Here is a 23,960-nt window from a genome sequence, read left to right on the forward strand (position 1 = left end):
CCCCACCCGGCCGCAAGGTCCGGGCGCGGGCCGCCTCGTGCGGCCCGCGCCCGCCGCCTCCGAAGTACTGAAGTACTGAGATCGTCCCCGCTCTTCGTCGTCCGTCGTTCTCCGCAGTACCCCCGCTCTTCGTTGTTCCTCGCTCTTCGCGGTTCCTCGCTCTTCGCCGTCCCTCGCTCTTCGCCGTCCCTCGCTCTTCGCCGTCCCTCGCTCTTCGCCGTCCCTCGCTCTTCGCTGTCCCTCGCTCTTCGCCGTCCCTCGCTCTTCGCAGCACCCCCGCTCTTCGCTGTCCGTCGTTCCGCAGTTCCTCGTTCTTTCCCCGCGCCACGCCGGCAAGCGCGCACCGATTCTCCGATTCCCGCGGCATGCGGCCCCGAACGGCCGTCGCCCGTCCGCCTTGTTTACAGGAGCCTCGCCATGTCGCTCGCCGTGGTGCGCAGTCGCGCGCCCGCCTCCGGCCGCGCGCCGGACGTCACCGTCGAAGTCCATCTCGCCAACGGGTTGCCGTCGTTCTCGATCGTCGGCCTGCCCGATCTCGAAGTCCGCGAAAGCCGCGAGCGCGTCCGTGCCGCGCTGCAGAACTGCGGCTTCGAATTCCCCGTGCGCCGCATCACGGTCAACCTCGCGCCGGCCGACCTGCCGAAAGAGTCGGGGCGGTTCGACCTGCCGATCGCGCTCGGCATCCTCGCCGCGAACGGCCAGATCCCGGCCGACGCGCTGGCCGGCCGCGAATTCGCGGGCGAGCTGTCGCTGACGGGCGCGCTGCGGCCGATGCGCGGCGCGTTCGCGATGGCGTGCGGGGTGGCGCGGGACTGGCAGGCCGCGGAAACCGGCGCGGGGTACGGTTCGCGCTCCGGCGCCCTTTCCGATTCGGGCCACGGCGGCGGGGGTTCTGCTTCGGGTGGGAGTGACGTCACCGGGTCGAGCGCCCCCGAGCTGTACCTGCCGCTCGCCAGCGCCGCCGAGGCCGCGCTCGTGCCGGGCGTCACCGTGTTCGGCGCGCCGGACCTGCCCGCGCTGTGCGCGCACCTCGCCGGTGCGCCGGACGCCCGGCTCACCCCGGTCGCGGCGCCGTGCCTCGACGGCCTGCCGATGCCAGCCGCCCCCGATCTCGCCGATGTAGTCGGCCAGCGCGGCGCCCGCCGCGCGCTGGAAGTCGCGGCCGCGGGCGGCCATCACATGCTGATGGTCGGGCCGCCGGGGGCCGGCAAGTCGATGCTGGCCGCACGGCTGCCGGGCCTCCTGCCGCCGCTGACCGACGACGAAGCGCTGACCTCGGCCGCGCTCCTGTCGGCGAGCCGCCTCGGCTTCTCGCCTGCGCAGTGGCGCCGGCGGCCGTTCCGCGCACCGCATCACTCGTCGAGCGCGGCCGCGCTGGTCGGCGGCCGCAACCCGCCGCAACCGGGCGAGATCACGCTCGCGCACCTCGGCGTGCTGTTCCTCGACGAACTCCCGGAATTCGACCGGCACGTGCTCGAAATGCTGCGCGAGCCGCTGGAGGCCGGCCGCATCACGATCTCGCGCGCGGCGCAGCAAGCCGACTTCCCGGCCGCGTGCCAGCTGATCGCCGCGATGAACCCGTGCCCGTGCGGCTGGCACGGCGATCCGTCCGGGCGCTGCCGCTGCTCGCCGGACGTCGCCGCGCGCTACCTGCGCAAGCTGTCGGGGCCGCTCGTCGACCGCATCGACATCCAGATCGACCTGCCCGCGCTGTCGCCGGCCGAACTGGCGACGCGCGTAACGGCGCCCGGCGAGCCGAGCGCCGCGGTGGCGGCGCGGGTCGCGCAGGCGCGTGCGCTGCAACTCCATCGGCAGGGCAAGACGAATCACATGCTGAGCGGCCGCGAGACGGACGACCTGTGCCGCCCGACCAACGAAGGCGAACGGCTGCTGCGCGAGGCCGGCGAGCGCTTCGGCTGGTCTGCGCGCGCGTATTACCGCGTGCTGAAAGTCGCGCGGACGATCGCCGACCTGGCCGGCGACCCGCTGCCGACGGCCGCGCAGATCGCCGAGGCGATCCGCTACCGACGCGCGCTGACGGCGCTCTGAACGCCCTCGGAGGACAAAAACCGGCTGTCAAGACTTGACTTATGCACAATTTCGCGAATCCGGCCCCGGATCCCGGTTCGGCGAGACCTTTGCGGCACGGAATCCGTATCCCATTGTTTTGATTGATTTTTCTCAAAACGCGAGCGATCCGCCAAACGGGCCGAAAGGCCGTCTGGCGTGGCTCAGCGGGAAATTCGGGCAACTTTTCAACAAAGTTATCCACATGCGCTGTGGATAGCCGAAAAAACCCCGCAAAATCCGACGACTAGCGCCGAAAGCTGCGAATGAACTTTCAGTTGTCACAGAGTGTCTGAGCGCCCTCGCCGGCCGCCGTCAGTCGAGTTTGAACGACCCGAAAAACTGGTCGAGCTGCTCCTGCGTGAGCGGCCCGTCGGCAATCACGACCGCCTGGTACGCGTGCCGGCCGCGCGCGACGAGCCGCGCGACGATCGTCTTGTGCGCGCGATCGCCGCCGGCGGCCGCGCCGGCGACGCGCAGTTCGAGCCCGTTCACCGCGCCGCCGGCCGCGAGCGGCACCGGCACCGCAGCCGTCTGCGGCGCGCCTTCGAGGTTGCGGGACAGCCCGGCGCGCAGGAACTCGAGCGCCGCACGGCGCGTGTCGTCTCGGTCGTCCGGCAGCGTCAGCGTACCGACCGCGAACACCGCGCCGTCAACGTGCGCGGCCTGCATCCGCATCGGCATCGATGCGCCGCCGATCACCACCGGCTGATTCTCGACGGTCGGCTTCGCCGGCAGGTCGATCGTGTAGCCGGCATCGTTGTGCAGCGTGCGCCAGTCGTACGACGGCGAGCACGCGGCCAGCGCAACGCTCACGCACGCGAGCGCGGCGAAGTGTCGCAGCGGACGAAAAAGGGGGCGCAACGAAACGGTGACTTCCTTCGGCATGGCGTGGGTCGGGCAGGCAAAACGGGCATTATCCGCCGAACGTGAATTCCGGGATGTGTGGCCGCCGCCGGTGCGCGCGCCGCATTCGCGCTAAAATGAGCGCCGAATTTCGATGTCCTTTGCATTGATCCGCGTCATCGACCGACTCCGAGAGCACCAGATGAACACCACGCCTCCCGCCCGGCGCAGCGCCGGCCCCGTCCGCTACATCGTCGCCGCCGCCGTCGTCGCGGCGATCGCCGTCGCCGGCTTCTTCGCATTCAACGGCAAGTCCAGCGTGCCGGACGCCACGTTCACGCTGCTGTCGGGCCAGAAGGTCTCGACTGCAGGCGATCTGAAAGGCAAGGTCTATCTCGTGAACTTCTGGGCGACGAGCTGCGCGACCTGCATGCAGGAAATGCCGCAGATGGTCGATACCTACAATCGCTTCAAGGGCCAGGGTCTGGAATTCGTCGCGGTCGCGATGAACTACGATCCGCCGATGTACGTCGCGAACTACGCACAAACACGCCAGCTGCCGTTCAAGGTCGCGCTCGACGACGGCAGCGTCGCGAAGCAGTTCGGCAACGTGCAGCTCACGCCGACGACCTTCGTCGTCGACAAGGACGGCAAGATCCTGAAGCGCTACGTTGGCGCACCGCAGTTCGCGGAACTCGACGCACTGCTCAAGAAGGCGCTCGGCAGCAACGCGGCCTGAGCACCGCCCGATCCGGCTCGAAGGGCCGCGCACCGCGCCCTTCCCCGCACGACGGACCGCACGACCGGGTAACCCGGTTCCGCGGTCCGTCTGCTTTTCAGCGCTCGGTTTCGCCTTTCGCCGACAACCCGTAGCGCTTCATCTTCTCGTACAGCGTCGCCTTGCCGACATGCAGCCGGTCGGCCGTCGCGGCAACCGCGCCGCCCGTCTGGTTCAACGCCTCGGCGATCACCGCGCGCTCGAATTGCTCGATGCGCTCCTTCAGCGTCTGCTCGTTGTCGGCTTCGTCGCCGCCCGCGCCCGTCTCCTGCGGCATGTCGGCCACGCCGAGCACGAAGCGGTCGGCCGCGTTGCGCAGCTCGCGCACGTTGCCGGGCCAGTCGCGCTGCATCAGGCTCGCGCGCTGCCGGTCGGTCAGCACCGGCGCGGGCCGCGCGTAACGCACGGCCGCATCGAGCATGAAGTGCTCGAACAGCGGCACGATGTCCTCGCGGCGCTCGGCAAGCGGCGGCAGCGCGATCGTCACGACGTTGAGGCGGTACAGCAGGTCGCGCCGGAACGTGCCGGCCGCGACGAGCTCGCTCATGTCGCCCTTCGCGGCCGCCACCACGCGGCAGTTCACGCGGATCGGCTGGTTCGAGCCGAGCCGCTCCAGCACGCCGTCCTGCAGCACGCGCAGCAGCTTCACCTGCAACGCGAGCGGCATGCTTTCGATTTCGTCGAGAAACAGCGTGCCGCCCGACGCGTATTCGAGCTTGCCGACCCGGCGCTTCGCGGCACCGGTGAACGCACCGGGCTCGTAGCCGAACATCTCCGACTCGAACATCGGCTCGGGCAACGCGCCGCAATTGACCGCGATGAACGGCTTGTCGCGGCGCGGCGACAGCTCGTGCAGGCTGCGCGCGATCAGCTCCTTGCCGGCGCCCGTGTCGCCGTTGATCAGCACCGACGCATCGGTCGGCGCGACGTTCGCGATCAGCTTGCGCACCTGCTCGATCGCGGGGCTGCGGCCGATGATGCGCGGCGCGACGACGTTCTGCCCGGCCAGCTCGCGCCGCAGCGCGTGGTTCTCGAGCACGAGCTCGCGCCGCTCGAGCGCGCGGCGCACCGTCTCGATCAGGCGCTCGGCCGCGAACGGTTTTTCGATGAAGTCGTACGCGCCGTCGCGCATCGCCTGCACGGCCATCGAGATGTCGCCGTGCCCCGTGACGAGGATCACGGGCACGTCGGGCACGCGCTCGCGGCACTGCGCGAGCACGTCGAGCCCGCTCGCGCCGGGCAGCCGGATGTCGCTGACGATCGCGCCGGCGGTATCCGCGACGATCGCCTTTTCGGCCGCTTCGGCCGACTCGAAGCCGGCGACGTCGAACCCCGCCAGCTGAAGGCTCTGCACGCTTGCCCGGCGAACGAGCGCATCGTCTTCGATATAGATCACTTGCAGCCGGTTGGCCATCGTACTCACTTGCTCCTGACGGGCCGCGCGGCGGCAGCGCGCGCGGCGTCGTTGATACCGATCGTGCGACGATCGGGCGGGCGGCGGGGCGCACCTAGCGCGGCGTGCCCGCCGGCTCGGACACGGAGTCCGGATGATGCGTGCGCGTGCGCCGCAGCGTCAAGACGAACAGCGCGCCGCCCGACGGCGCGTTGCGCGCGGTCAGCGCACCGCCCGCGTCGCTCGCGATCGACGACGAGATCGCCAGGCCGAGCCCGAGCCCGCGCCCCATTTCCTTGGTCGTGAAGAACGGCTCGAACAGGCGCGGCAGCAGGTCGGGCGCAATGCCGCAGCCGTTGTCGCGCACCTCGACCGCGAGCGTGGTCGCCGACACCGCGATCGTCACCTCGATCGCCGGCGCCGCAACGCCGGCCACCGCGTCGAGCGCGTTGCCGAGCAGGTTGATCAGCACCTGTTCGAGACGCAGATCCTCGCAACGCGCGACGAGCTCGGGATAGTCGCGCGCCAGGTCGAGCGACGCATCCTGCGCGGGCGACACGGTCGCGTCCTGCAGTGTCAGCGTGAGCGCGACGCCGCGCAGCCGCTCGTCGAGCAGCGACAGCACGCTGCGCAGCGCACGCACGACGAGCGCCTGCTCGTTGCGCGGCTTCGCGCGGCCGACGAACAGCTTCAGCTGGTTCGTGATCTTGCCCATCCGCTCGGTGAGCGCGGCGATCGCCTCGAGGTTCTCGCGCGCGGCGCCCTGCTCGCCGCGATCGAGCAGCACACGCGTGTTGTCCGAGAAGCTGCGCAGCGCCGCGAGCGGTTGGTTCAGTTCGTGCGTGATGCCGGCCGCCATCTGGCCGAGCGCGGCGAGCTTGCTCGCCTGGATCAGTTCGTCGTGCGCGGCGCGCAGTTCCTGCTCCGCGCGGATCCGGTCGCCGACCTCCTTCTGCAATTGCTCGTTCGCTTCCGACAGGTCGGCCGTGCGCTCCTCGACGCGCCGGTTCAGCTCCGCGTACGCCTGCTGCAGCAGCGCGCGGCCGCGGATCATTTCGCGCACGCGCGCGCGGCGCATCCGCCAGTAGAACGCGAGCAGCGCGACCGACACGAAGCCGAAGCCCGTGACGATCGTCGCGTTGCGCGCATCGGCGTCGACGGGGGCGACCGGCGCGAGCGTGACGAGCAGCCAGTCGGGCTCGCCGATCCGCCGCTTGCTCGCGAGGAAGCGCGGCGCACGCAGGCCGGGGCCGAGGCGCACGATCTCCGCATCGGGGCCGAGCACCTGTTCGATGCGCAGCGGCAGCGGCGTGACGGGCTGCTGCGCATACTGGCGCGTCTCGTAGATCGACGCGGCCACGGGCCCCGTCAGCGGCCGCAGCGTGTGGTACTTCCACGCGGGCACCGACGACAGGAACACGACGCCGTGATCGTCCGCGACGACGAGCGGCTCGGACGCATCGGCGCCCTGGAACCATTCGAGGTTGAGCTTCACGACGACGACGCCCGCGATCCTGCCGTCGCGCCAAACGGGCTGCGAGATGTAGTAGCCGGGATCGCGCGAGATCGTGCCGATCCCGAAGAAGCGGCCGACCTGGCCATTCATCGCGTCGAGGAAATACGGGCGGAAGCGGTATTCGATCCCGACGAAGCTTTCGGGTGCGCGCCAGTTGCTCGCGGCGACGCACAGGCCGTCCGCGCCGATCACGTAGGTGACGGTCGCGTGCGCGTGTTCGTTGAGGTCTTCGAGATAGCGGTTGACGCGCGCGGTGTAGTCGGCGCGCTTCGGCTCGGCGAGCAGGTCCTGCACGTACGGATGGCTGCCGAGCAGATAGGGCAGCGATTCGTAGCGGTCGAGTGTGCTCTTGAGCGCGTTGGTGGTGCGGTCGACGCGCACTGCGGCGTTGCGCTGCAGCTCCGCGACGCCGCGCCGCCAGGTGATCGTCCACGTCAGCGTGCACGCCGCAGCGAGCGCGGCGGCAAGCACGACGAGAATGAGCAGGCGGCGCGTCACGGTCGAGGCTTCCTGGCGATGCGGATCGCCTATTGTGTCATAGGCCTCCGCCTCGCCGCCCTGGCCGCCGCGGGCCGCGCCGCCGGCGGGCGGTGCCGCCGCCTGCTCGTTCATGGTGTCAGACGCCAGCCGTCTCGGTCGTCGTGACCTCGCCGCTGCCCGTCAGCGCCTGGCGCAGCTTGTTGCGGTCGAGCTCCTTCTCCCAGGCCGACACGACGACCGTCGCGACGCCGTTGCCGACGATGTTGGTCAGCGCGCGGCATTCGCTCATGAAGCGGTCGATGCCGAGGATCAGCACCATGCCCGACAGCGGGATCGTCGGCACGACGGCGAGCGTCGCGGCGAGCGTGATGAAGCCCGCGCCCGTGACGCCGCTCGCGCCCTTCGACGTCAGCATCGCGACGGCCAGCAGCGTGAGCTGCTGCATCCACGTCAGTTCGATGTTGGTCGCCTGCGCGATGAACAGCACCGCCATCGTCATGTAGATGTTGGTGCCGTCGAGGTTGAACGAATAGCCGGTCGGCACGACGAGGCCGACGACCGAACGCGAGCAGCCGGCCTTCTCGAGCTTTTCCATCAGCTGCGGCAGCGCGGCTTCCGACGAGCTCGTGCCGAGCACGATCAGCAGCTCTTCCTTGATGTACGACACGAAGCGCAGGATCGAGAAGCCCGTGACGCGCGCGATCGTGCCGAGCACGACGAGCACGAACACGACCGACGTCAGGTAGAACGTGCCGATCAGCTTGAGCAGCGGCACCAGCGAGCCGACGCCGTACTTGCCGATCGTGAACGCCATCGCGCCGAACGCGCCGATCGGTGCCAGCTTCGTGACGATGTGCACGATGCCGAACAGCACGCGCGTGAGCCCGTCGATGAAGTCCGTCACCACCTTGCCGCGCTCGCCGAGGTGCGCAAGCACGCTGCCGAACAGCAGCGCGATCAGCAGGATCTGCAGGATCTCGCCCTGCGCGAACGCATCGACCATCGTGTTCGGGATGATGTGCATCAGGAAGTCGACCGTCGACTGCCCGTGTGCCTTCGCCGCATACGACGCGACGGCCTTGCCGTCGAGCGTCGCCGGATCGATGTTGAAGCCGACGCCCGGACGCAGGATGTGCGTCGCCGCGAGGCCGAGCAGCAGCGCGAAGGTCGACACGATCTCGAAGTACAGCAGCGCCTTGCCGCCGACGCGGCCCACCTTCTTCATGTCCTCCATGCCGGCGATGCCGGTGACGACCGTACAGAAGATGATCGGGCCGATCACCATCTTGATCAGCTTGATGAACCCGTCGCCGAGCGGCTTCATGTCGGTGGCGAGCGCCGGGTAGTAGTGGCCGAGGATCACGCCGACGATGATGGCGAAGATCACCTGCACATAGAGCACTTTGTAGAAGGGTTTCTTCTTCACGATGGTTCCTGCTGAAGTAGATGAGCCGATGGAAACGGCGTCACGCGCGCGGACGAATGTCAGGGGAAGAATCGTTCGCCCGCGCGGCTGCCGTGCCGCAACAAGCGATGCCTCAGGACGTCCGGAGGGGAAGGAAGGCAGTGGTCATCGATTGTCTCCTTGCTTGCTGTAGTAGTTCGGCCGGGGGGATGGCCGTGCGCTTTATATTGCAAGGTCGATGCCAGGTTCCCGGAACCCGTCAAACCTTTGTTTTCATTGTATTTCTCATAATGCGGCAGGCAAGGAAATCCGGGATTCCGGATTTCCGGAAAATATCCGTCCGGCGATCCGGACGGATATCCCCATTTGTCTAATGAATCAATGCTGTACGGCGCGGCCGGCGAGCACGCCCGTCTGCGCGTAGAACTCCTGCTGCGCGAACGCGTCGCGCTCGCGCCGCGCGCGCTCGCCGCGATCCAGCAGCGAGCCGACGACGATCCCGATGAACGCGAGCGGCACCGACACGAGCGCCGGGTTGTCGAGGAACACCGGCGCATGCGCGTGGTGCAGCACGTCGACCCACACCGACTTCGACAGCACCGTGAGCGCGACCGCCGACGCGAGGCCGAGGCCGCCGCCGAGTACCGCGCCGCGCGTCGTCATTCCGCGCCAGAAGATCGACATCGCCAGCACCGGGAAATTCGCGCTCGCAGCCACCGCCGCGACGAGCCCGACCATGAACGCGACGTTCACGTGCTCGAACAGGATCGACAGCCCGATCGCCACCGCCGACAGCGCGATCGTCGCCGCGCGCGAGATGCGCATCTCGACGCGTTCGTCCGGCTTGCCACGCGCCCACATCTGCGCATACAGGTCGTGCGAGATCGTCGTCGCGCCGGCGAGCGTCAGGCCCGCGACCACCGCGAGGATCGTCGCGAACGTGACGGCTGCGATGAAGCCGTAGAACCAGTTCCCGCCGACCGCCTGCGCAAGCTTCACCGCAACCATGTTCGAGCCACCGAGCAGGTCGTGCGTGAGGTTGAACGAGCCGTTCGCGCCGAGCTTGAAGAACTCCGGATGCTGCGCGAGCAGCACGATCGCCGAGAAGCCGATCACGAAGGTCAGCAAGTAAAAGTAGCCGATGAAGCCGGTCGCGTAGAGCACCGACTTGCGCGCCTCCTTCGCGTTCGGCACCGTGAAAAAGCGCATCAGGATGTGCGGGAAACCGGCCGTGCCGAACATCAGCGCAATGCCGAGCGACAGCGCGTTGGCCGGATCGCGGATCAGCTTGCCGGGCCCCATGATCGACAGCGCGCCCGGATGCACGGCCACCGCGCGGCGGAACATCTCGTCGACGCTGAAGCCGAATTCGCTGAGCGCGAGCACGACGAGCAGCGTCGCGCCGCACAACAGCAGCACGGCCTTGATCACCTGCACCCAGGTGGTGGCCGTCATCCCGCCGAAGAACACGTACACGACCATCAGCACGCCGACGATCAGCTCGGCCGTGCCGTACGACAGCCCGAACAGCAGCTGGATCAGCTTGCCCGCGCCGACCATCTGCACGACGAGGTACAAGACGACGATGGTCAGCGAATTCGCGGACGTCAGCAGCCGGATCGGCCGCTGCGCGAAGCGGTACGCGACGACGTCGACGAACGTGAACTTGCCGAGGTTGCGCAGCGGTTCGGCGATCAGGAACATCACGAACGGCCAGCCGACCAGGAAGCCGATCGAGTAGATCAGCCCGTCGAAGCCGAACATGAACACCATCCCGGACAGCCCGAGGAACGATGCGGCCGACATGTAGTCGCCCGCGATCGCGAGTCCGTTCTGCAGCCCGGTGATGCCGCCACCGGCCGTGTAGAAGTCGCGCGTCGAGCGCGTGCGGCGCGCGGCCCAGCGCGTGAGCGCGAGCGTCGCGAACACGAATGCGAAGAACATCCCGATCGCGACCGGGTTCAGTTCGACCTTGTCGGGCATCGGGCCCGCAACGGATACCGCATGGGCGGCGGAGGAAACGAGAGATACGGGAACGGCCAGCGCGCCGAGCGCGATCGAGGGTCGTCGCATGTGGGCCTCCGTCACGAACGCTGCAGGATCGCGTCGACGCGGCGGTCGAACGCACGGTTCGCGCGCAGCACGTAGCACGCGGTCAGGCTGATCGCGACCAGGATGATCGCGACGCCCGTGGCGATCCCGACCGTCGTGGTCGCGCCGCGGTACAGCGGCGCGGCGAGCACGTGCGGCGCGAGCGCGACGAGCAGGATGAAGCCGTAGTACGTGGCGATCATCAGGGCCGTCAGCGTGAAGCTGAAGCGGCGCCGCGCACGCACGAGCTGCTGGTAGTCACGGCGCGCCGTGACCGATTCGATGACGGAAAGCTCCATGGTGTCTCCTGTCGACCAGAGTTAGCGCTTCAGCGCTTATGTCGGCCGGTGTTAGTGCTTCAGCACTTACTCCGGCCCCATGCTTCGCATCTGGTCCCATGCTTCGCAGTCGACTGGAGTTGGCGCTTCAGCACTTACTCCAGTCCCCGCAGGGCAAAACTCCTCGTCGTCGCGAGGGGTGTTTTGTGGATGGTCGGCGCGTCTACCGATCCGCCCGCGCCGCGGCGGCAAGAAATGCGCTACACGATGCGATCCGCACGCAACCGTGCGACCTCGTCAGCCGACATCCCGAGCCAGCCGCCGAGCACCGCATCCGTATCCGCGCCGAGCACCGGTGGCGCACCGCGCACCGGCAGCCGTGCGCCGTCGAACCGATACGGCGGCGCAAGCACGTCGACGCCGCCCGCGACCGGGTGCGGCTGCCGCGTGACGAGCCCCGCGCGCGTCGCGCGTTCCGACTTCAGCGCTTCGTGCAGCCCGAGCACTTCCCCGCACGGAATACCCGCATCGGCGAGCGCCGCGAGCAACGTCGCGCGCGACCGGCTTGCGAGTTCGCGACGAATCTCCGGCAGCAGATCGGCGCGGTTCTCCGAGCGGCCGAGGTTGGTCTTGTAACGCGCGTCGGCCGCGAGATCGGGCCGCTCGATCGCGTCGCAGAAGCGCGCGAACTGCGTGTTGTTGCCGACCGTGATCACGAGCGGGCCGTCGGCCGCGTCGAACACGCCGTACGGCACGATCGACGGATGCGCGTTGCCGTAGCGCGGCGGGTCCTCGCCCATCAGCAGCGCGTCGAGCCCGTAGTACGCGGTGATCATCAGCCCGCAGTCGAACAGCGCCATTTCGATGCGCCGCCCGCGCCCCGTTGCATGGCGCTCGTACAACGCGGCGAGGATCGCCTGCGCCGAATACATGCCGGTGAACAGGTCGACCGCCGCGACGCCGAACTTCAGCGGCGGCTGGCCGGCCTCGCCGTTCAGCGCCATCAGCCCGGCCTCGCCCTGCACGACGAGGTCGTAGCCGGGCCGCGCGGCCTCGGCACCCGACCGGTCGTAGCCGGAGATCGCGCAGTGCACGAGGCGCGGATTCAGCTCGGCCAGCGCGTCGTAGCCGAGCCCGAGCTTTTCCGCGCCGCCGAACTTGAAGTTGTGCAGCACGACGTCGGCCTGCGCGGCCAGCTCGCGTGCGAGCCGCTGCCCTTCGTCGGTCTGCAGGTCGAGACAGATCGAGCGCTTGCTGCGGTTCACGCTGTTGAAGTAGGTCGTCTCGGTGTCGCCGATCCTCAGGCCCCAGTCGCGCGTGTCGTCGCCGCGCGCCGGATGCTCGACCTTGATCACTTCCGCGCCGAAATCGGCGAGCACCATCGCGCACCACGGGCCCGCGAGCACGCGCGAGAAATCGAGCACCTTCACGCCGGCCAGCGGCAATGCGCGCGATTCGTTCGTCATCCTTGTCTCCTCCATTCGCGTCGTTCGTTTTTACTGTTTCGACAGCGCGATATAGCGCGCGAGATGGTGATCCTCGTCGCCGAGCTGGTGATCGATCATCACGAGGCGCTTCGCGTAATGCGACAGCGGCAGCTCCCACGTCATCCCGATCCCGCCATGCAACTGGATGCTCTCCTCGGCGACGAGCGTGCCGATCCGGCCGATCGTGACCTTCGCCGCCGCGAGCGCGCGTTCGCGCACCGCGCGCGGCGCATCGAGCTGCGCGGCTGCGTTGATCACGGCCGAGCGTGCCTGCTCGATTTCGAGCAACAGGTCGGCCATCCGGTGCTGCAATGCCTGGAAGCTGCCGATCGGCAAACCGAACTGCTTGCGCGTGCGCAGGTAGTCGAGCGTGTACTCCTTCGCGACATCCATCGCGCCGAGCGCTTCCGCGGACAGCGCGAGCAGCCCGTAGCCGAGCACGCGTTCGAGCAGCTCGGCGCCCGCTTCGCCGTCATGCGTGCCGAGCGCCGCATCGGCCGGCAGCGCGACGCGTTCGAAGCGCACTTCGGCCGCGCGGCCGCCGTCGATCTTCTGGTAGTCGCGCAGCGATACGCCCGGCGCGTCGGCCGGCACGACGAACAGGCCGATGCCGGCCGCATCGTCGTCGTGACCCGACACGCGTGCGCTGACGACGAAGAACGCCGCCTGCGCGGCCTGGTCGACGACGCCCTTCGCGCCCGTCAGCAGCCAGCCGTCACCCGAGCGCTCGGCGCGCGTGCGCACGGTCGTCAGTTCGTAGTGCGAGCCCGGCTCGTCATGCGCGAACGCGGCGCTCGCACTGCCGTCGATCAGCGTGGCGAGCCGGTCGCGATGCGCCGCGCCGCCGGCGAGCGACAACGCGCGGCCCGCGAGCAGCGCGCCGAGGAACGGCTCGACGACGAGCCCGCGCCCGAGGCATTCGAACACCACGGCGATGTCGAAGCCCGCGCCGCCGAAACCGCCGTCGGCTTCGGAAAACAGCGCGCCGACCGTACCGAGTTCGGCAAAGCGCTGCCACATCGCGCGATCGAACCCCTCGGCCGACTGCGCAATGCGATCGCGCACCGGGAACGCGTACTGTTCGGCGATGAAGCGGTTCAACGTATCCGCCAGCATCCGGCGGTCTTCTGTGTGCTGGAAATCCATCGTCGCGTCCCTCGTTACAGCCCGAGCATCATCTTCGCGATGATGTTCTTCTGGATCTCGTTCGAGCCGCCGAAGATCGACAGCTTGCGGTTGTTGAAGTACTGCTGCGCGGCGCTCGCGGCTTCGTCCGGGCCGACCGGCTCGCCGTCGTAGTCGGCATCGAGTGCTTCCTCGACGAACGGCTGCGCATACGGCCCCATCGCGCGCCGCATCAGCGCGGTGATCTCCTGGCGGATCTGCGTGCCGCGAATCTTCAGCATCGAGCTTTCCGCACCCGGCGCGCCGCCGCCCGCGACTGCGGCCAGCACGCGCAGGTTGGTCGTGCGCATGTTCTCGAGTTCGATCTCGACCCGCGCGATGCGCGCCGCGAAGAACGGATCGTCGGCGAGCGGCCGGCCGTTCTTCGTGACCTTCGCGGCCACCGCGCGCAACCGGTCGAGCGCGGCCGTCGAGAAGCCGATTCCGGCGATGTTGGTGCGCTCGTACGTGAGCAGGTATTTCGCGTAGGTCCAGCCACGGTTCTCTTCGCCGACGAGGTTCTCGGCCGGCACGCGCACGTCGGTGAAGAACACCTCGTTCACTTCGTGCTCGCCGTCGAGCGTGATGATCGGGCGGACCTCGACGCCCGGCGTGTTCATGTCGATCAGCAGGAAGCTGATGCCTTCCTGCTTGCGCACGTCGGTCGCGGTGCGCACGAGGCAGAAGATCATGTTCGCGTAGTGGCCGAGCGTGGTCCACGTCTTCTGGCCGTTCACGACGTAGTGCTCGCCCTGCGCGTCGATGCCGCGCACCGCGCTCGTCTTCACCGCCGCGAGATCGGAACCGGCGCCCGGCTCCGAGTAGCCCTGGCACCACCAGTCGGTGCCGTCGAGGATGCGTGGCAGCCAATGGCGCTGCTGCGCTTCGTTGCCGTATTTGATCAGCACGGGCCCGAGCATGTTCACGCCGAACGGCACGATGCGCGGCGCACCCGCGAGCGCACACTCGTTGTCAAACAGGAACTTCTGCGCGACGCTCCAGCCGGGGCCGCCGTATTCGCGCGGCCAGTGGCTCGCGAGCCAGCCGCGCGCGTTGAGGATCGCGTGCCATTCGCGCATGTCGTCGCGCGTGAGATGCAGGCCGCCCTTCACCTTGCGCGCGATGCGCGCGGGCAGTTCGGCTTGCAGGAAGCGCTGCATTTCGGTGCGGAAGGCTTCCTCTTCGGGTGTGAAATTGAGGTCCATCTTCGGTCCGTTACGAATGCGGTGGGCGTTCAGTCGATGCGGTTCAGGCTCGCGAAATCCGCGCCGCGCGCGACGAGATCGACGAGCAGCGGCGACGGCTTCCAGAACAGCGGATCTTCCTTCGCGAACGCACGGATATCGGCGAGCACGTTCGCGAGGCCGACCGTGTCCGCGTAGTGCATCGGGCCGCCGCGATAGCGCGGGAAGCCGTAGCCGTACAGGAACACCGCATCGACATCGAGCGGGCGCAGCGCGATCTTCTCGTGCACGACGTTCGCGCCTTCGTTGATCATCGCGGCAAGGTAGCGGCGCATGATTTCGTCGTCGGTGAACGTGCGCGGCGTGACGCCCTTCTTCGCGCGCTCTTCGGCGACGATCGCTTCGACGTCCGGGTCCGGCGTGCCGACCCGCGCGCCGTCCGGATACAGGTAATAGCCGCGCGCCGTCTTCTGGCCGAACCAGCCGCGCTCGCACAGCCGGTCGGAAATCTCCACGTAGCGTGCCCGCGGGTCACGCGTCGCCGCGCGGCGCTTGCGGGTCGCCCAGCCGATGTCGCCGCCCGCGAGGTCGACAACCTGGAACGGCCCCATCGGGAAACCGAATTCGCGCACCGCGCGGTCGATCTGGTACGGCGACGCGCCGTCTTCCATCAGGTAGTCGGCCGCCGTGCGATAAACCGCGAGGATCCGGTTGCCGATGAAGCCGTCGCACACGCCCGCGCGCACCGGCGTCTTCTTGAGCTGCTTCGCGAGCGCGAACGCGGTCGCGACGACGTCCGCGCTCACGCGCGCCGGCACGACGATCTCAAGCAGCTTCATCACGTTGGCCGGCGAGAAGAAATGCAGGCCGATCACGTCGGCCGGACGGTCGATGCTCGCGGCCAGTTCGTCGATGTCGAGATACGACGTGTTGGTCGCGAGCACCGCGCCCGGCTTGCACACGCGCGCGAGTTCGGCGAACACGGCCTGCTTCACGGCCATGTCCTCGAACACGGCCTCGATCACGACGTCGGCCTGCGCGAGCGCGTCGTACGACGTGCTGCCCTTGAAGCGCGCGAGCCGCGCCGCGTGCGCGGCCGGCGTCATCCGTCCCTTCGCGACGAGGCCGTCGTACACCTTCTCGACATGCGCGCGGCCGCGCGCGAGCGACGCTTCGTCGCGTTCGATCATCGTCACCGGCAGCCCGGCATCGAGCGCCGCGACCGCGATGCCCGCGCCCATCGTGCCGCCGCCGACCACGCCGATCCGCTCGACCGGCCGTGCGCTCGCGCGCCGCGCCTCGGGCGCCTTCGCCGCTTCGCGCTCCGCGAAGAACGCATGCACGAGGCCCGCGCGCTGCGGGCTGTCGATGCACTGCAGGAACAGGCTGCGTTCGAACTTCATCCCCGCGTCGAACGACTGCGTGAGCGCGGCCTCGACCGCGTCGACGATCTTCGCGGGCGAGAACAGGCCGCGCGATTTCTTCGGCAGCTCCGCGCGCGCCGCATCGATTGCGGCCTGCGCGGCCGCGCGGTCGGCGAGCCCCTGCGCATCGCGCGTGCGGCGCACCGGTGCGCCGAGCGACACGAGCTCCTGCGCGTACGCAAGGCCTTCGGCGAGCGTGTCGTCGCTGTGCGCGACGCGGTCGACGAGGCCGAGCGCGAGCGCTTCGTCCGCGCTCACATGACGCCCCGTCAGCATCAGGTCGAGCGCGGCCTTCGCACCGATCAGGCGCGGCGCACGCTGCGTGCCGCCGGCACCGGGCAGCAGGCCGAGCGTGACTTCGGGCAGCCCGAGCTTCGTGCCGGGCACCGCGAGCCGGTAATGCGCGGCGAGCGCGACTTCGAGGCCGCCGCCGAGCGTCGCGCCGTGCAGCGCGACCACGACCGGCTTCGTGCCCGATTCGATCCGCTCGCACACGTCGGGCAGCGACGGCGGCACCGGCGGCTTGCCGAATTCGCGGATGTCGGCGCCCGCGATGAAGTTGCGGCCGGCGCCGACGATCAGCACCGCGCGGATCGCATCGTCGGCCTGCGCGGCGTCGAGCGCGTCGGCAAGGCCGCGCCGCACATCGGCGGACAGCGCGTTGACGGGCGGATGGTCGATCGTGACGACGAGCACCTTGTCGCGCCGCTCGCGCGTGACGGTGCCGGCCGGGCTGGTGGGGGAAGCGGGTGAGTTCATCGTGTCTCCTTGACGCGGCGGCAGGTGCGTCGACGCCGGTTCATGGCTCGCGGCATCGCGAGCGGCGCCGGGGCACCCACCCCGGTCCCGCACGAAGCGGGACAAGATCCGGCCGTACGCCGGGCATGACCCGATTCTCGATTGATCGAGATTCATTGACAATTCCCTCCCGCTTTTACAAGCTGTCAAGTCTGACTTGACACTGAATGCTTCCAACCGTTAAACGGGACGGATCAGGAGACGCGACGCATGGACCTGAACGCGCTGACGCTGCTCGTCGAGATCCTCGACGCCGGCAATCTCAGCAAGGCCGCGCAGCGGCTCAAGATGAGCCGGGCGAACGTCAGCTACCGGCTGAACCAGCTCGAACGCTCGATCGGCCAGCAGCTCGTGCGGCGCACGACGCGGCGCATCGAGCCGACCGAGATCGGGCTGAAGCTGTACGAACACGGCCGGCGCATCCGCAACGAACTGCTGGCCGCGCAGGAATCGGTGACGACGCTCGGCCAGGACCTGCAGGGCCGCGTGCGGCTGTCGGTGCCGAGCGGCTACGGGCAGATGGTGATGTCCGACTGGCTGCTCGCGTTCAAGCGGCTGCATCCGGGCATCGTGCTCGACGTCGTGTTCGAGAACCGCGTGGAAGACTTGATGCGCGACGAGATCGACATCGCGGTGCGCGTGATGCCGGAGCCGCCGCAGAACCTCGTCGCGCGCGACATGGGCGCGGTGCGCTACGTCGCGTGCGCGTCCGCCGCATTCGCGGCCGAGCACGGGATGCCGGCGAGCCTCGGCGCGTTGTCGGCCTCCCCCGTCGTCACCGCGACGGTGATGGGCCGCCAGCTCAGGATCGCCGCCTATCTCGGCGACGAGCGCCACGAGGTGCTGCTCGAGCCCACGCTGGTTTCGGAGAACTTCCTGTTCCTGCGGCAGGCGATCCTCGGCGGGATCGGCGTCGGCATCGTGCCCGACTACGTGGTGCACGACGACATCCGGCGCGGCACGGTCGTCACGTCGCTCGACGCGTACCGGCTCAGCATCTTCGGCACGCACATGTACATGCTCTACATGCCGAACCGGCACCACACGCGCGCGACGTCGACGTTCATAGAGTTCATCCTCGAACAGGCCGGAAAGACCGGCCGGGGCGGGCCCGGCGCGCTGCGTCAGGGTTTCCTGTCGGGTGACAAGCCGCCGGCCGCGCGGCGACAATAGCGCGCCCGGGGCGGGCAGCCGCGCTGCGCCGGCACCGTCGCCTCCTTCGAATTCACTGCTGCCGAGGGTTCAATGTTCGACCGGATTCGTCCGCATTCGCGCTCCTGGACGCTGCTCGCCGCCGTCGCGCTCGTCGCGTTCAATGCCGGCTGCACGTCCCCGTCCACGCCGCCGTCGGGTGCGGTGGTGCCCGTCGCCGCCGCATCGGGCGCCGCCGTGCCGCTGCCCGGCGTCCACGCGCCCGAAATGTCGTCCGGCTGGACCGACAAGCCGGGCTGGACCTCGCAGCACTACATGATCGCGGCCGCGAACCCGCTCGCGACGCAGGCCGGCTACGACATGCTGAAGGCGGGCGGCACCGCGATCGACGCGGCGATCGCCACGCAGATGGTGCTCGCGCTCGTCGAGCCGCAATCGTCGGGCATCGGTGGCGGCGCGTTCCTGCTGTACTTCGACGGCAAGGCGACGCAGGCCTACGACGGCCGCGAAACCGCGCCGGCCGCCGCGACCGACCGCCTGTTCTACGGGCCGACCGGCCAGCCGATGAGCTTCTACGAAGGTGTCGTCGGCGGGCGTTCGGTCGGCACGCCTGGCGTGCTGCGCATGCTCGACGCCGCGCACCGCGCGCACGGCAAGCTGCCGTGGCGCCGGCTGTTCCAGGCGGCGATCCGGCTCGCCGAGCACGGCTTCACGATCAGCCCGCGGCTCGCGATGCTGATCGCAAACGACAAGTACCTGAAGAACGATCCGGCCGCGCGCGCGTACTTCTACAACAAGGACGGCACGCCGAAGGCGGCCGGCACCGTGCTGAAGAACCCCGCGCTCGCGACCGTGCTGCGCCAGGTCGCCGACCGCGGCGCGAACGCGTTCTACAGCGGCGCGATCGCGCGCGACATCGTCACGAAGGTGCGCAAGCACCCGACCAACCCGGGCCTGCTGTCGCTCCAGGATCTCGCGCGCTACAAGGCGAAGGTGCGCGCGCCGCTGTGCGCCGATTACCGGCGCTCGGTCGTGTGCGGGATGCCGCCGCCGTCGTCGGGCGGTCTCGCGATCGCGCAGATGCTCGGCATCCTCGAAGCGATGCCCGACTGGCAGCAGATCGGCGCGCAGAAGCCGGTGCGCAACGACGTCGGCTACGAGCCGACGCCGTTCGCCGCACACCTGTTCAGCGAAGCCGGGCGCCTCGCGTATGCGGACCGCGCGCGCTATGTCGCCGATCCCGATTTCGTGCCGCTGCCGGGCGGCAGCTGGGCGAGCCTCACCGACAAGACCTATCTCGCGCAGCGCGCGCACCTGATCGGCGACAGCAGCATGGGCGTCGCGCAGGCCGGCACGCCGCAGGGCGCGACGCTCGCGATGGCCGACGACCGCAGCCCCGAGTTGCCGTCGACGTCCGACATCGCGATCGTCGACCGCTACGGCCAGGCGCTGTCGATGACGACCAGCATCGAGGACGCATTCGGCTCGCGTCTGATGGTGCGCGGCTTCATGCTGAACAACCAGCTCACCGATTTCTCGTTCGTGTCGAACGACAACGGCCGGCCGGTCGCGAACCGCGTGCAGGCCGGCAAGCGGCCGCGCTCGGCGATGTCGCCGGAGCTCGTGTTCGACAAGAAGACGAAGCAGGTGACGATGGTCGTCGGCTCGGCCGGCGGCCCCGCGATCATCAATCACGTCGCGAAGACGCTGGTCGGCGTGCTCGACTGGGGGATGACGATGCAGCAGGCGATCGCACTGCCGAACTTCGGGTCGATGAACGGGCCGACCCAGCTCGAACGCGGCCGCGTGTCGGACGCGCTCGCCGACGGGCTGAAGGGTCGCGGGCACGACGTGCAGGTCGTCGAGATGAACTCCGGGCTGCAGGGGATCCAGCGGCTGAACGTGCAGGGGCAGACGGTGTGGTTCGGCGGTGCGGATCCGCGGCGGGAAGGGATCGCGATGGGGGATTGAGAGCGATGAGCGGCGCCCCCGTGCGCCGCTCGACGCGCGTGTGCGATCCGGCAGCGCGATCCGGCTGGCGAACGGGTGCGGAGTGCACCCATGCCGCCCATCCGGTCAGGTTTAAACTGACGGCTTCCGCTACCCGTTCAGAAGCCGCGACATGAATTCGACGACACTCCTGCTGTACGTCATCACGGTATCCGCCGTGACGGTCACGCCGGGCCCCACGATGCTGCTGGCACTGAACAACGGCGCCACGCGCGGCCTGCGCATCGCGGCTTACGGAATCGCCGGTGCCGCGCTGTCGGACCTGATCCTGATCGGTGCGGTCGGATGCGGCCTCGGCGCGATCATGCAAGCATCGGAGCACCTGTTCGTGATGCTGAAGTGGGCGGGCGCCGTGTATCTGCTGTACCTCGCATGGGCACTCTGGCACGCCCCGGCGACGCTGCCGTCGGCCGACGTCGTGCAAGCCGACGGTGCACGGAACGGCCGGTCGGCATTCAAGCGTTCGCTGCTGGTCGCGTTATCCAATCCGAAAGGGCTGCTGTTTTTCTCGGCCTTCCTGCCCCAGTTCATCCAGCCCGCAGCGAACGTTGCAGCCCAGTACGCTACGCTGGCCGTCCTCACTGCCATGATCGACATCCTGTTGATGGCGATCTACGCAGCGAGCGGCTATCACGTGATGAAAGCGATGTCCGGACGCGCGCTGAAATGGCTCAATCGCGGCTGCGCCGGCATGCTCGCCGGGCTGGCGGTGGCACTGAGCCTCTATCGTCGCGGCACGACGGCATGACCCGGCCACGCCCGTGACGGCACCGATGCGTGTCGCATCGACATGACCGTGCTCAACGGGTCGAACCGGATTCCGCCCCCGGCCGCCCGTTCTGTCCATCGCTACGAAGCCCGGGCGATACCCGCGCTTACCCCGCTTACCCCCGCCCCTTCCACGGCACGATCCGCCTTTCGACCCACCGCATCGCGAGATCGAACAGCCACGCGATCGCGCCGATGATCAGGATGCCCATCACGACGATGTCGGTGCGCAGGAAGCTCGACGCGTTGAGCACCATCTGCCCGAGCCCGGCCGTCGCGGCGACCATCTCGGCCGCGACGAGCGTCGTCCAGCCGAAGCCGATCGCGATCCGCAGCCCGGTGAGGATTTCCGGCAACGCGGCCGGCAGCACGACGTGCCGCACGATCTGCGCGAAGCTGCCGCCGAGCGAATACGCGGCATTGATCTGCTCGACCGTCGCGGCGCGCACGCCGGCGCGCGCGGCCATCGCGATCGGCGCGAAGCACGCGAGGAAGATCACGACGAGCTTCGCCGTTTCGTCGATACCGAACCAGATCACGACGAGCGGCAGGTACGCGAGCGGCGGCAGCGGCCGGTAGAACTCCAGCAGCGGATCGAGCACGCCGCGCGCGACGCGGCTCACGCCCATCAGGATGCCGGCCGGCACGCCGATCGCAGTCGCGAGCAGGAACGCGCCGAATACGCGCGCAGCACTCCACAGCAGATGCTCGGACAACGGCAGGCCGCCCTGAATGCGCCCGTGCCACGCGTCGACGAATGCCGCCCACACGGCCTCCGGCGCGGGCAGGAACAGCGGCGGCAGCCACTGGCGATGCGTGGCGACCCACCACAGCACGGCCAGCACCGCGACCGTCGCCGTGCTCAAAGTCGCCGTCTTCCCCTCCCCCGGCAACCGGTAGCGGCGCGACGACGGCGCACGACGCGCGGCCGCCCGTGCCTGCGTGCGATCGCCCTGCTCGAAACCTGCGGCCGTCTGGCCGGCCGTCCACGAATCCTGCGTGCTCATGCTGTCCTGCCTGTGCAAAGTGCTGATCCGACCGCGTCCGACCGACGCGCCCTGTCGCGCGAGTTCGTGCATCACGCGGCCACCTCGGCGGCCTCGTCGCGATGCAGGTACGCGATCAGCCGCTCGCGCCACGCGATGAAATCCGGTGAAGACTTCACGGCACGCGCATCGCGCGATTCGACGTAGCGGCGCGCGAACGGCAGGTCGAAGGTTTCCGCGATCCGGCCGGGGCCGGGCGTCATCACGACGAGACGCGTCGCGAGGAACAAGGCTTCCTCGACATCGTGCGTGATGAAGAACACCGTCTTGCCGGTGCGCGCCCACACGTCGAGCACGAGCGCCTGCATCGTGCCGCGCGTCATCGCGTCGAGCGCGCCCATCGGCTCGTCCATCAACAGCACGCGCGGATCGCTCGCGAGCGCACGCGCGATGCCGACACGCTGCTGCATCCCGCCCGACAGCTCGTACACGCGCGCATGCGCATGACCGTCGAGCCCGACGAGCGCAAGCATCTCCCGCGCACGCGCTTCGCGCTCGGCCTTCGACACGCGCGCGAAGCGCAGCCCGAGCGCGACGTTGTCGAGCACGTCGAGCCACGGCAACAGCGCGTACTTCTGGAACACGACGCCGCGATCGGCGCCGGGGCCCGTGACCGGCACGCCGTCGACGCGCACGTCGCCGGTCGTCGGCGCGACGAAGCCGGCCATGCAGTTCAGGAGCGTCGTCTTCCCGCAGCCGGACGCGCCGAGCGCGACGACGAATTCACCGGCATCGATGCGCAGGTCGACGCGCGCGAGCGCCTGCGTCGTCGGCCTGCCGCGCTCGCCCGGATAGGCCACCGATACCTGACGGACTTCCAGCGTGCTCATGCTCAGGACTCCGCGATGATCGCCGCGCTCAGCGCGCGGCCTTCTGCACGAACTGCGGATCGACGCCGGTCGAATAATCGGCGAGCACCGTCTGGATCGTGCCTTGCGATTTGAGGAACGTGGCCGTCGCCGCGAGCGACTTCGCGGCGCCCGACTGCGCACCGCCGCCGAGCCACGTCGACGATGCCTGCTCGGCCGGCGTCGGGAATGCGTAGAGCGCAAGGCTGGCCGGCACGTCCTGCGCGTTCGCGCCCGATACCTTCGCGACCGCCGCGACCTGCGGCGAGCCGACCTTCCACGCGGCGGCATGCGCGCGGTAATCGGCATCGGCGGCCGCGAGCACCTTCACGAAGCGCGTGACGAACTCGGGGTTCTCGCGCGCGAACTTGCGGCTCACGACGAAGCCATCGAAGGTCGCCTTGCCGCTTTCTTTCGCCACCTGGCCGGACGTCGTCAGCACGGTGCCCGACTGCTTGACCTTCGCGAGCACCGGATCCCAGATGTAGGTCGCATCGATGTCGCCGCGTGCCCACGCGGCCGCGACTTCGGGCGGACGCAGGTTGACGATCTTCACGTCGTTCGGATTGACGCCCGCGGCCTGCAGCGCGACGAGCGTGTGGAAATGCGACGTCGACACGAACGGCACGCCGACCTTCTTGCCCTTCAGCCCGGCGACGCTCGTCACGCCCGAGCCGTTGCGCGCGACGAGCGCCTCGGCATCGTTGATGTTGTCGAGCACCCAGAACAGCGAGATGTCGAGCCCCTGCGACAGCCCGGCCGCGATCGGGCTCGAGCCGGCCTCGCCGAGCTGCACGGAGCCCGACGCGAGCGCGCGGATCACGTCGGCGCCGCTGTCGAGCTTGCGGAACGTGACCTTGTAGCCGGTCGCCTTTTCGACTTCACCGCTCGCCTGCGCGTAGCGCCACGGCACGACCATGTCCTGGTACGCGATCACGACTTCGCGCGATTCGGCGTGCGCCGCACCGAACGCGGCCAGGGCGGTCAGCGCGACGACGGCGCGGCGGATGAAGCTGAAACGGGACATGCGGCTCTCCTTCGGAATGCGGGCATTGCTGCGGGAGAGCCGACTATAGGAGCTTTGTGCGCGGCGGGAGCGAACTTATCCTGCGAAGCTATCGATGCCGTTTCAGCTTTGCTTTCCACGCTCGACCGGATTGCGCGCCCGGTCGGGTGGCGATTGCCGTGCGAACGCAGGAATGGCATCCGCACCAACAAAAAAGCC

Annotated in this window: 18 protein-coding genes; 5 read left to right on the forward strand and 13 right to left on the reverse strand. The window is 69.0% G+C overall.

Going from position 1 to position 23,960, the window contains the following annotated elements; all coding sequences use genetic code 11:
* Window positions 1-417: 417 nt before the first annotated feature.
* Window positions 418-2,049 carry a YifB family Mg chelatase-like AAA ATPase gene (locus ACN8ZM_RS15475; protein ID WP_420210252.1) on the forward strand — a complete coding sequence of 544 codons (1,632 nt, stop codon included), beginning with the start codon at window positions 418-420 and terminating at the stop codon, window positions 2,047-2,049.
* 333 nt (window positions 2,050-2,382) lie between these two features.
* Here ACN8ZM_RS15475 and ACN8ZM_RS15480 read toward each other — a convergent pair whose 3' ends face one another.
* The gene (locus ACN8ZM_RS15480) at window positions 2,383-2,955 is read right to left on the reverse strand and encodes a hypothetical protein (protein WP_420210253.1); all 573 of its coding nucleotides are present in this window, start codon (window positions 2,953-2,955) and stop codon (window positions 2,383-2,385) included.
* Window positions 2,956-3,115: 160 nt separating this feature from the next.
* On the opposite strand from ACN8ZM_RS15480, the gene ACN8ZM_RS15485 reads away from it, so the two are divergent.
* Entirely contained in the window at window positions 3,116-3,652 is a 537-nt protein-coding gene (locus ACN8ZM_RS15485; protein WP_043187181.1) for a TlpA disulfide reductase family protein, read from the forward strand.
* Window positions 3,653-3,749: 97 nt separating this feature from the next.
* Here the strand turns inward: ACN8ZM_RS15485 and ACN8ZM_RS15490 are convergent, their stop codons facing one another.
* The 9 genes from ACN8ZM_RS15490 to ACN8ZM_RS15530 all read right to left on the reverse strand — a co-directional run bounded on the left by ACN8ZM_RS15490 (window position 3,750) and on the right by ACN8ZM_RS15530 (window position 16,872).
* Window positions 3,750-5,105, reverse strand: coding sequence for a sigma-54-dependent transcriptional regulator (locus tag ACN8ZM_RS15490; protein ID WP_043187179.1), 1,356 nt, complete (start codon window positions 5,103-5,105; stop codon window positions 3,750-3,752).
* Between the two features lie 94 nt (window positions 5,106-5,199).
* Window positions 5,200-7,212, reverse strand: coding sequence for a sensor histidine kinase (locus ACN8ZM_RS15495; protein WP_420210254.1), 2,013 nt, complete (start codon window positions 7,210-7,212; stop codon window positions 5,200-5,202).
* Window positions 7,213-7,216: 4 nt separating this feature from the next.
* A complete protein-coding gene (locus tag ACN8ZM_RS15500; protein ID WP_043187175.1) occupies window positions 7,217-8,506 on the reverse strand; it encodes a dicarboxylate/amino acid:cation symporter in 1,290 nt (429 codons plus the stop codon).
* Between the two features lie 357 nt (window positions 8,507-8,863).
* Entirely contained in the window at window positions 8,864-10,558 is a 1,695-nt protein-coding gene (locus ACN8ZM_RS15505) for a cation acetate symporter (protein ID WP_420210255.1), read from the reverse strand.
* An 11-nt stretch (window positions 10,559-10,569) separates the two neighbouring features.
* Complete coding sequence (locus ACN8ZM_RS15510; protein ID WP_011353318.1) at window positions 10,570-10,875, reverse strand: DUF485 domain-containing protein; 306 nt, start codon at window positions 10,873-10,875, stop codon at window positions 10,570-10,572.
* A 239-nt stretch (window positions 10,876-11,114) separates the two neighbouring features.
* Window positions 11,115-12,320: a CaiB/BaiF CoA transferase family protein gene (locus ACN8ZM_RS15515; protein WP_301770617.1), complete on the reverse strand. Its 1,206-nt coding sequence runs from the start codon at window positions 12,318-12,320 to the stop codon at window positions 11,115-11,117.
* Window positions 12,321-12,350: 30 nt separating this feature from the next.
* Window positions 12,351-13,487: an acyl-CoA dehydrogenase family protein gene (locus ACN8ZM_RS15520; protein ID WP_420210256.1), complete on the reverse strand. Its 1,137-nt coding sequence runs from the start codon at window positions 13,485-13,487 to the stop codon at window positions 12,351-12,353.
* Between the two features lie 14 nt (window positions 13,488-13,501).
* Window positions 13,502-14,710 carry an acyl-CoA dehydrogenase family protein gene (locus ACN8ZM_RS15525; RefSeq protein WP_420210257.1) on the reverse strand — a complete coding sequence of 403 codons (1,209 nt, stop codon included), beginning with the start codon at window positions 14,708-14,710 and terminating at the stop codon, window positions 13,502-13,504.
* Between the two features lie 29 nt (window positions 14,711-14,739).
* Window positions 14,740-16,872: a 3-hydroxyacyl-CoA dehydrogenase NAD-binding domain-containing protein gene (locus tag ACN8ZM_RS15530; RefSeq protein ID WP_301770623.1), complete on the reverse strand. Its 2,133-nt coding sequence runs from the start codon at window positions 16,870-16,872 to the stop codon at window positions 14,740-14,742.
* A 249-nt stretch (window positions 16,873-17,121) separates the two neighbouring features.
* Here ACN8ZM_RS15530 and ACN8ZM_RS15535 point away from each other — a divergent pair, with 249 nt between their 5' ends.
* From ACN8ZM_RS15535 to ACN8ZM_RS15545, 3 genes are all read left to right on the forward strand, one after another.
* Window positions 17,122-18,084, forward strand: coding sequence for a LysR family transcriptional regulator (locus ACN8ZM_RS15535; protein WP_043187166.1), 963 nt, complete (start codon window positions 17,122-17,124; stop codon window positions 18,082-18,084).
* A gap of 72 nt (window positions 18,085-18,156) precedes the next feature.
* Window positions 18,157-20,034, forward strand: coding sequence for a gamma-glutamyltransferase (ggt, locus tag ACN8ZM_RS15540; RefSeq protein WP_420210258.1), 1,878 nt, complete (start codon window positions 18,157-18,159; stop codon window positions 20,032-20,034).
* 151 nt (window positions 20,035-20,185) lie between these two features.
* Complete coding sequence (locus ACN8ZM_RS15545) at window positions 20,186-20,821, forward strand: LysE family translocator (RefSeq protein ID WP_043187163.1); 636 nt, start codon at window positions 20,186-20,188, stop codon at window positions 20,819-20,821.
* A gap of 136 nt (window positions 20,822-20,957) precedes the next feature.
* On the opposite strand, the gene ACN8ZM_RS15550 is transcribed toward ACN8ZM_RS15545, so the two are convergent.
* From ACN8ZM_RS15550 to tauA, 3 genes are read right to left on the reverse strand one after another with little or no spacing between them, the layout of a single operon-like run.
* Entirely contained in the window at window positions 20,958-21,920 is a 963-nt protein-coding gene (locus ACN8ZM_RS15550) for an ABC transporter permease subunit (RefSeq protein WP_420211004.1), read from the reverse strand.
* Window positions 21,920-22,717: a taurine ABC transporter ATP-binding protein gene (locus ACN8ZM_RS15555; RefSeq protein ID WP_420210259.1), complete on the reverse strand. Its 798-nt coding sequence runs from the start codon at window positions 22,715-22,717 to the stop codon at window positions 21,920-21,922. Before ACN8ZM_RS15555 ends, ACN8ZM_RS15550 begins: the two co-directional genes overlap by 1 nt.
* A 28-nt stretch (window positions 22,718-22,745) precedes the next feature.
* Window positions 22,746-23,762 (reverse strand): taurine ABC transporter substrate-binding protein, encoded by a 1,017-nt coding sequence (gene tauA, locus ACN8ZM_RS15560; RefSeq protein ID WP_043187158.1) that lies wholly within the window; start codon window positions 23,760-23,762, stop codon window positions 22,746-22,748.
* Between the last annotated feature and the right edge of the window lie 198 nt (window positions 23,763-23,960).

The organism is Burkholderia aenigmatica (genome assembly GCF_048627025.1).
Lineage (GTDB): Bacteria > Pseudomonadota > Gammaproteobacteria > Burkholderiales > Burkholderiaceae > Burkholderia > Burkholderia aenigmatica.

Bases quoted from the DNA above. Each gene is read 5' to 3' on its own strand.
- ACN8ZM_RS15475 (WP_420210252.1), top strand. From the start codon at position 418: ATGTCGCTCGCCGTGGTGCGCAGTCGCGCGCCCGCCTCCGGCCGCGCG.
- ACN8ZM_RS15480 (WP_420210253.1), bottom strand. From the start codon at position 2,955: ATGCCGAAGGAAGTCACCGTTTCGTTGCGCCCCCTTTTTCGTCCGCTG.
- ACN8ZM_RS15485 (WP_043187181.1), top strand. From the start codon at position 3,116: ATGAACACCACGCCTCCCGCCCGGCGCAGCGCCGGCCCCGTCCGCTAC.
- ACN8ZM_RS15490 (WP_043187179.1), bottom strand. From the start codon at position 5,105: ATGGCCAACCGGCTGCAAGTGATCTATATCGAAGACGATGCGCTCGTT.
- ACN8ZM_RS15495 (WP_420210254.1), bottom strand. From the start codon at position 7,212: ATGAACGAGCAGGCGGCGGCACCGCCCGCCGGCGGCGCGGCCCGCGGC.
- ACN8ZM_RS15505 (WP_420210255.1), bottom strand. From the start codon at position 10,558: ATGCGACGACCCTCGATCGCGCTCGGCGCGCTGGCCGTTCCCGTATCT.
- ACN8ZM_RS15510 (WP_011353318.1), bottom strand. From the start codon at position 10,875: ATGGAGCTTTCCGTCATCGAATCGGTCACGGCGCGCCGTGACTACCAG.
- ACN8ZM_RS15515 (WP_301770617.1), bottom strand. From the start codon at position 12,320: ATGACGAACGAATCGCGCGCATTGCCGCTGGCCGGCGTGAAGGTGCTC.
- ACN8ZM_RS15520 (WP_420210256.1), bottom strand. From the start codon at position 13,487: ATGGATTTCCAGCACACAGAAGACCGCCGGATGCTGGCGGATACGTTG.
- ACN8ZM_RS15525 (WP_420210257.1), bottom strand. From the start codon at position 14,710: ATGGACCTCAATTTCACACCCGAAGAGGAAGCCTTCCGCACCGAAATG.
- ACN8ZM_RS15530 (WP_301770623.1), bottom strand. From the start codon at position 16,872: ATGAACTCACCCGCTTCCCCCACCAGCCCGGCCGGCACCGTCACGCGC.
- ACN8ZM_RS15535 (WP_043187166.1), top strand. From the start codon at position 17,122: ATGGACCTGAACGCGCTGACGCTGCTCGTCGAGATCCTCGACGCCGGC.
- ggt (WP_420210258.1), top strand. From the start codon at position 18,157: ATGTTCGACCGGATTCGTCCGCATTCGCGCTCCTGGACGCTGCTCGCC.
- ACN8ZM_RS15545 (WP_043187163.1), top strand. From the start codon at position 20,186: ATGAATTCGACGACACTCCTGCTGTACGTCATCACGGTATCCGCCGTG.
- ACN8ZM_RS15550 (WP_420211004.1), bottom strand. From the start codon at position 21,920: ATGCACGAACTCGCGCGACAGGGCGCGTCGGTCGGACGCGGTCGGATC.
- ACN8ZM_RS15555 (WP_420210259.1), bottom strand. From the start codon at position 22,717: ATGAGCACGCTGGAAGTCCGTCAGGTATCGGTGGCCTATCCGGGCGAG.
- tauA (WP_043187158.1), bottom strand. From the start codon at position 23,762: ATGTCCCGTTTCAGCTTCATCCGCCGCGCCGTCGTCGCGCTGACCGCC.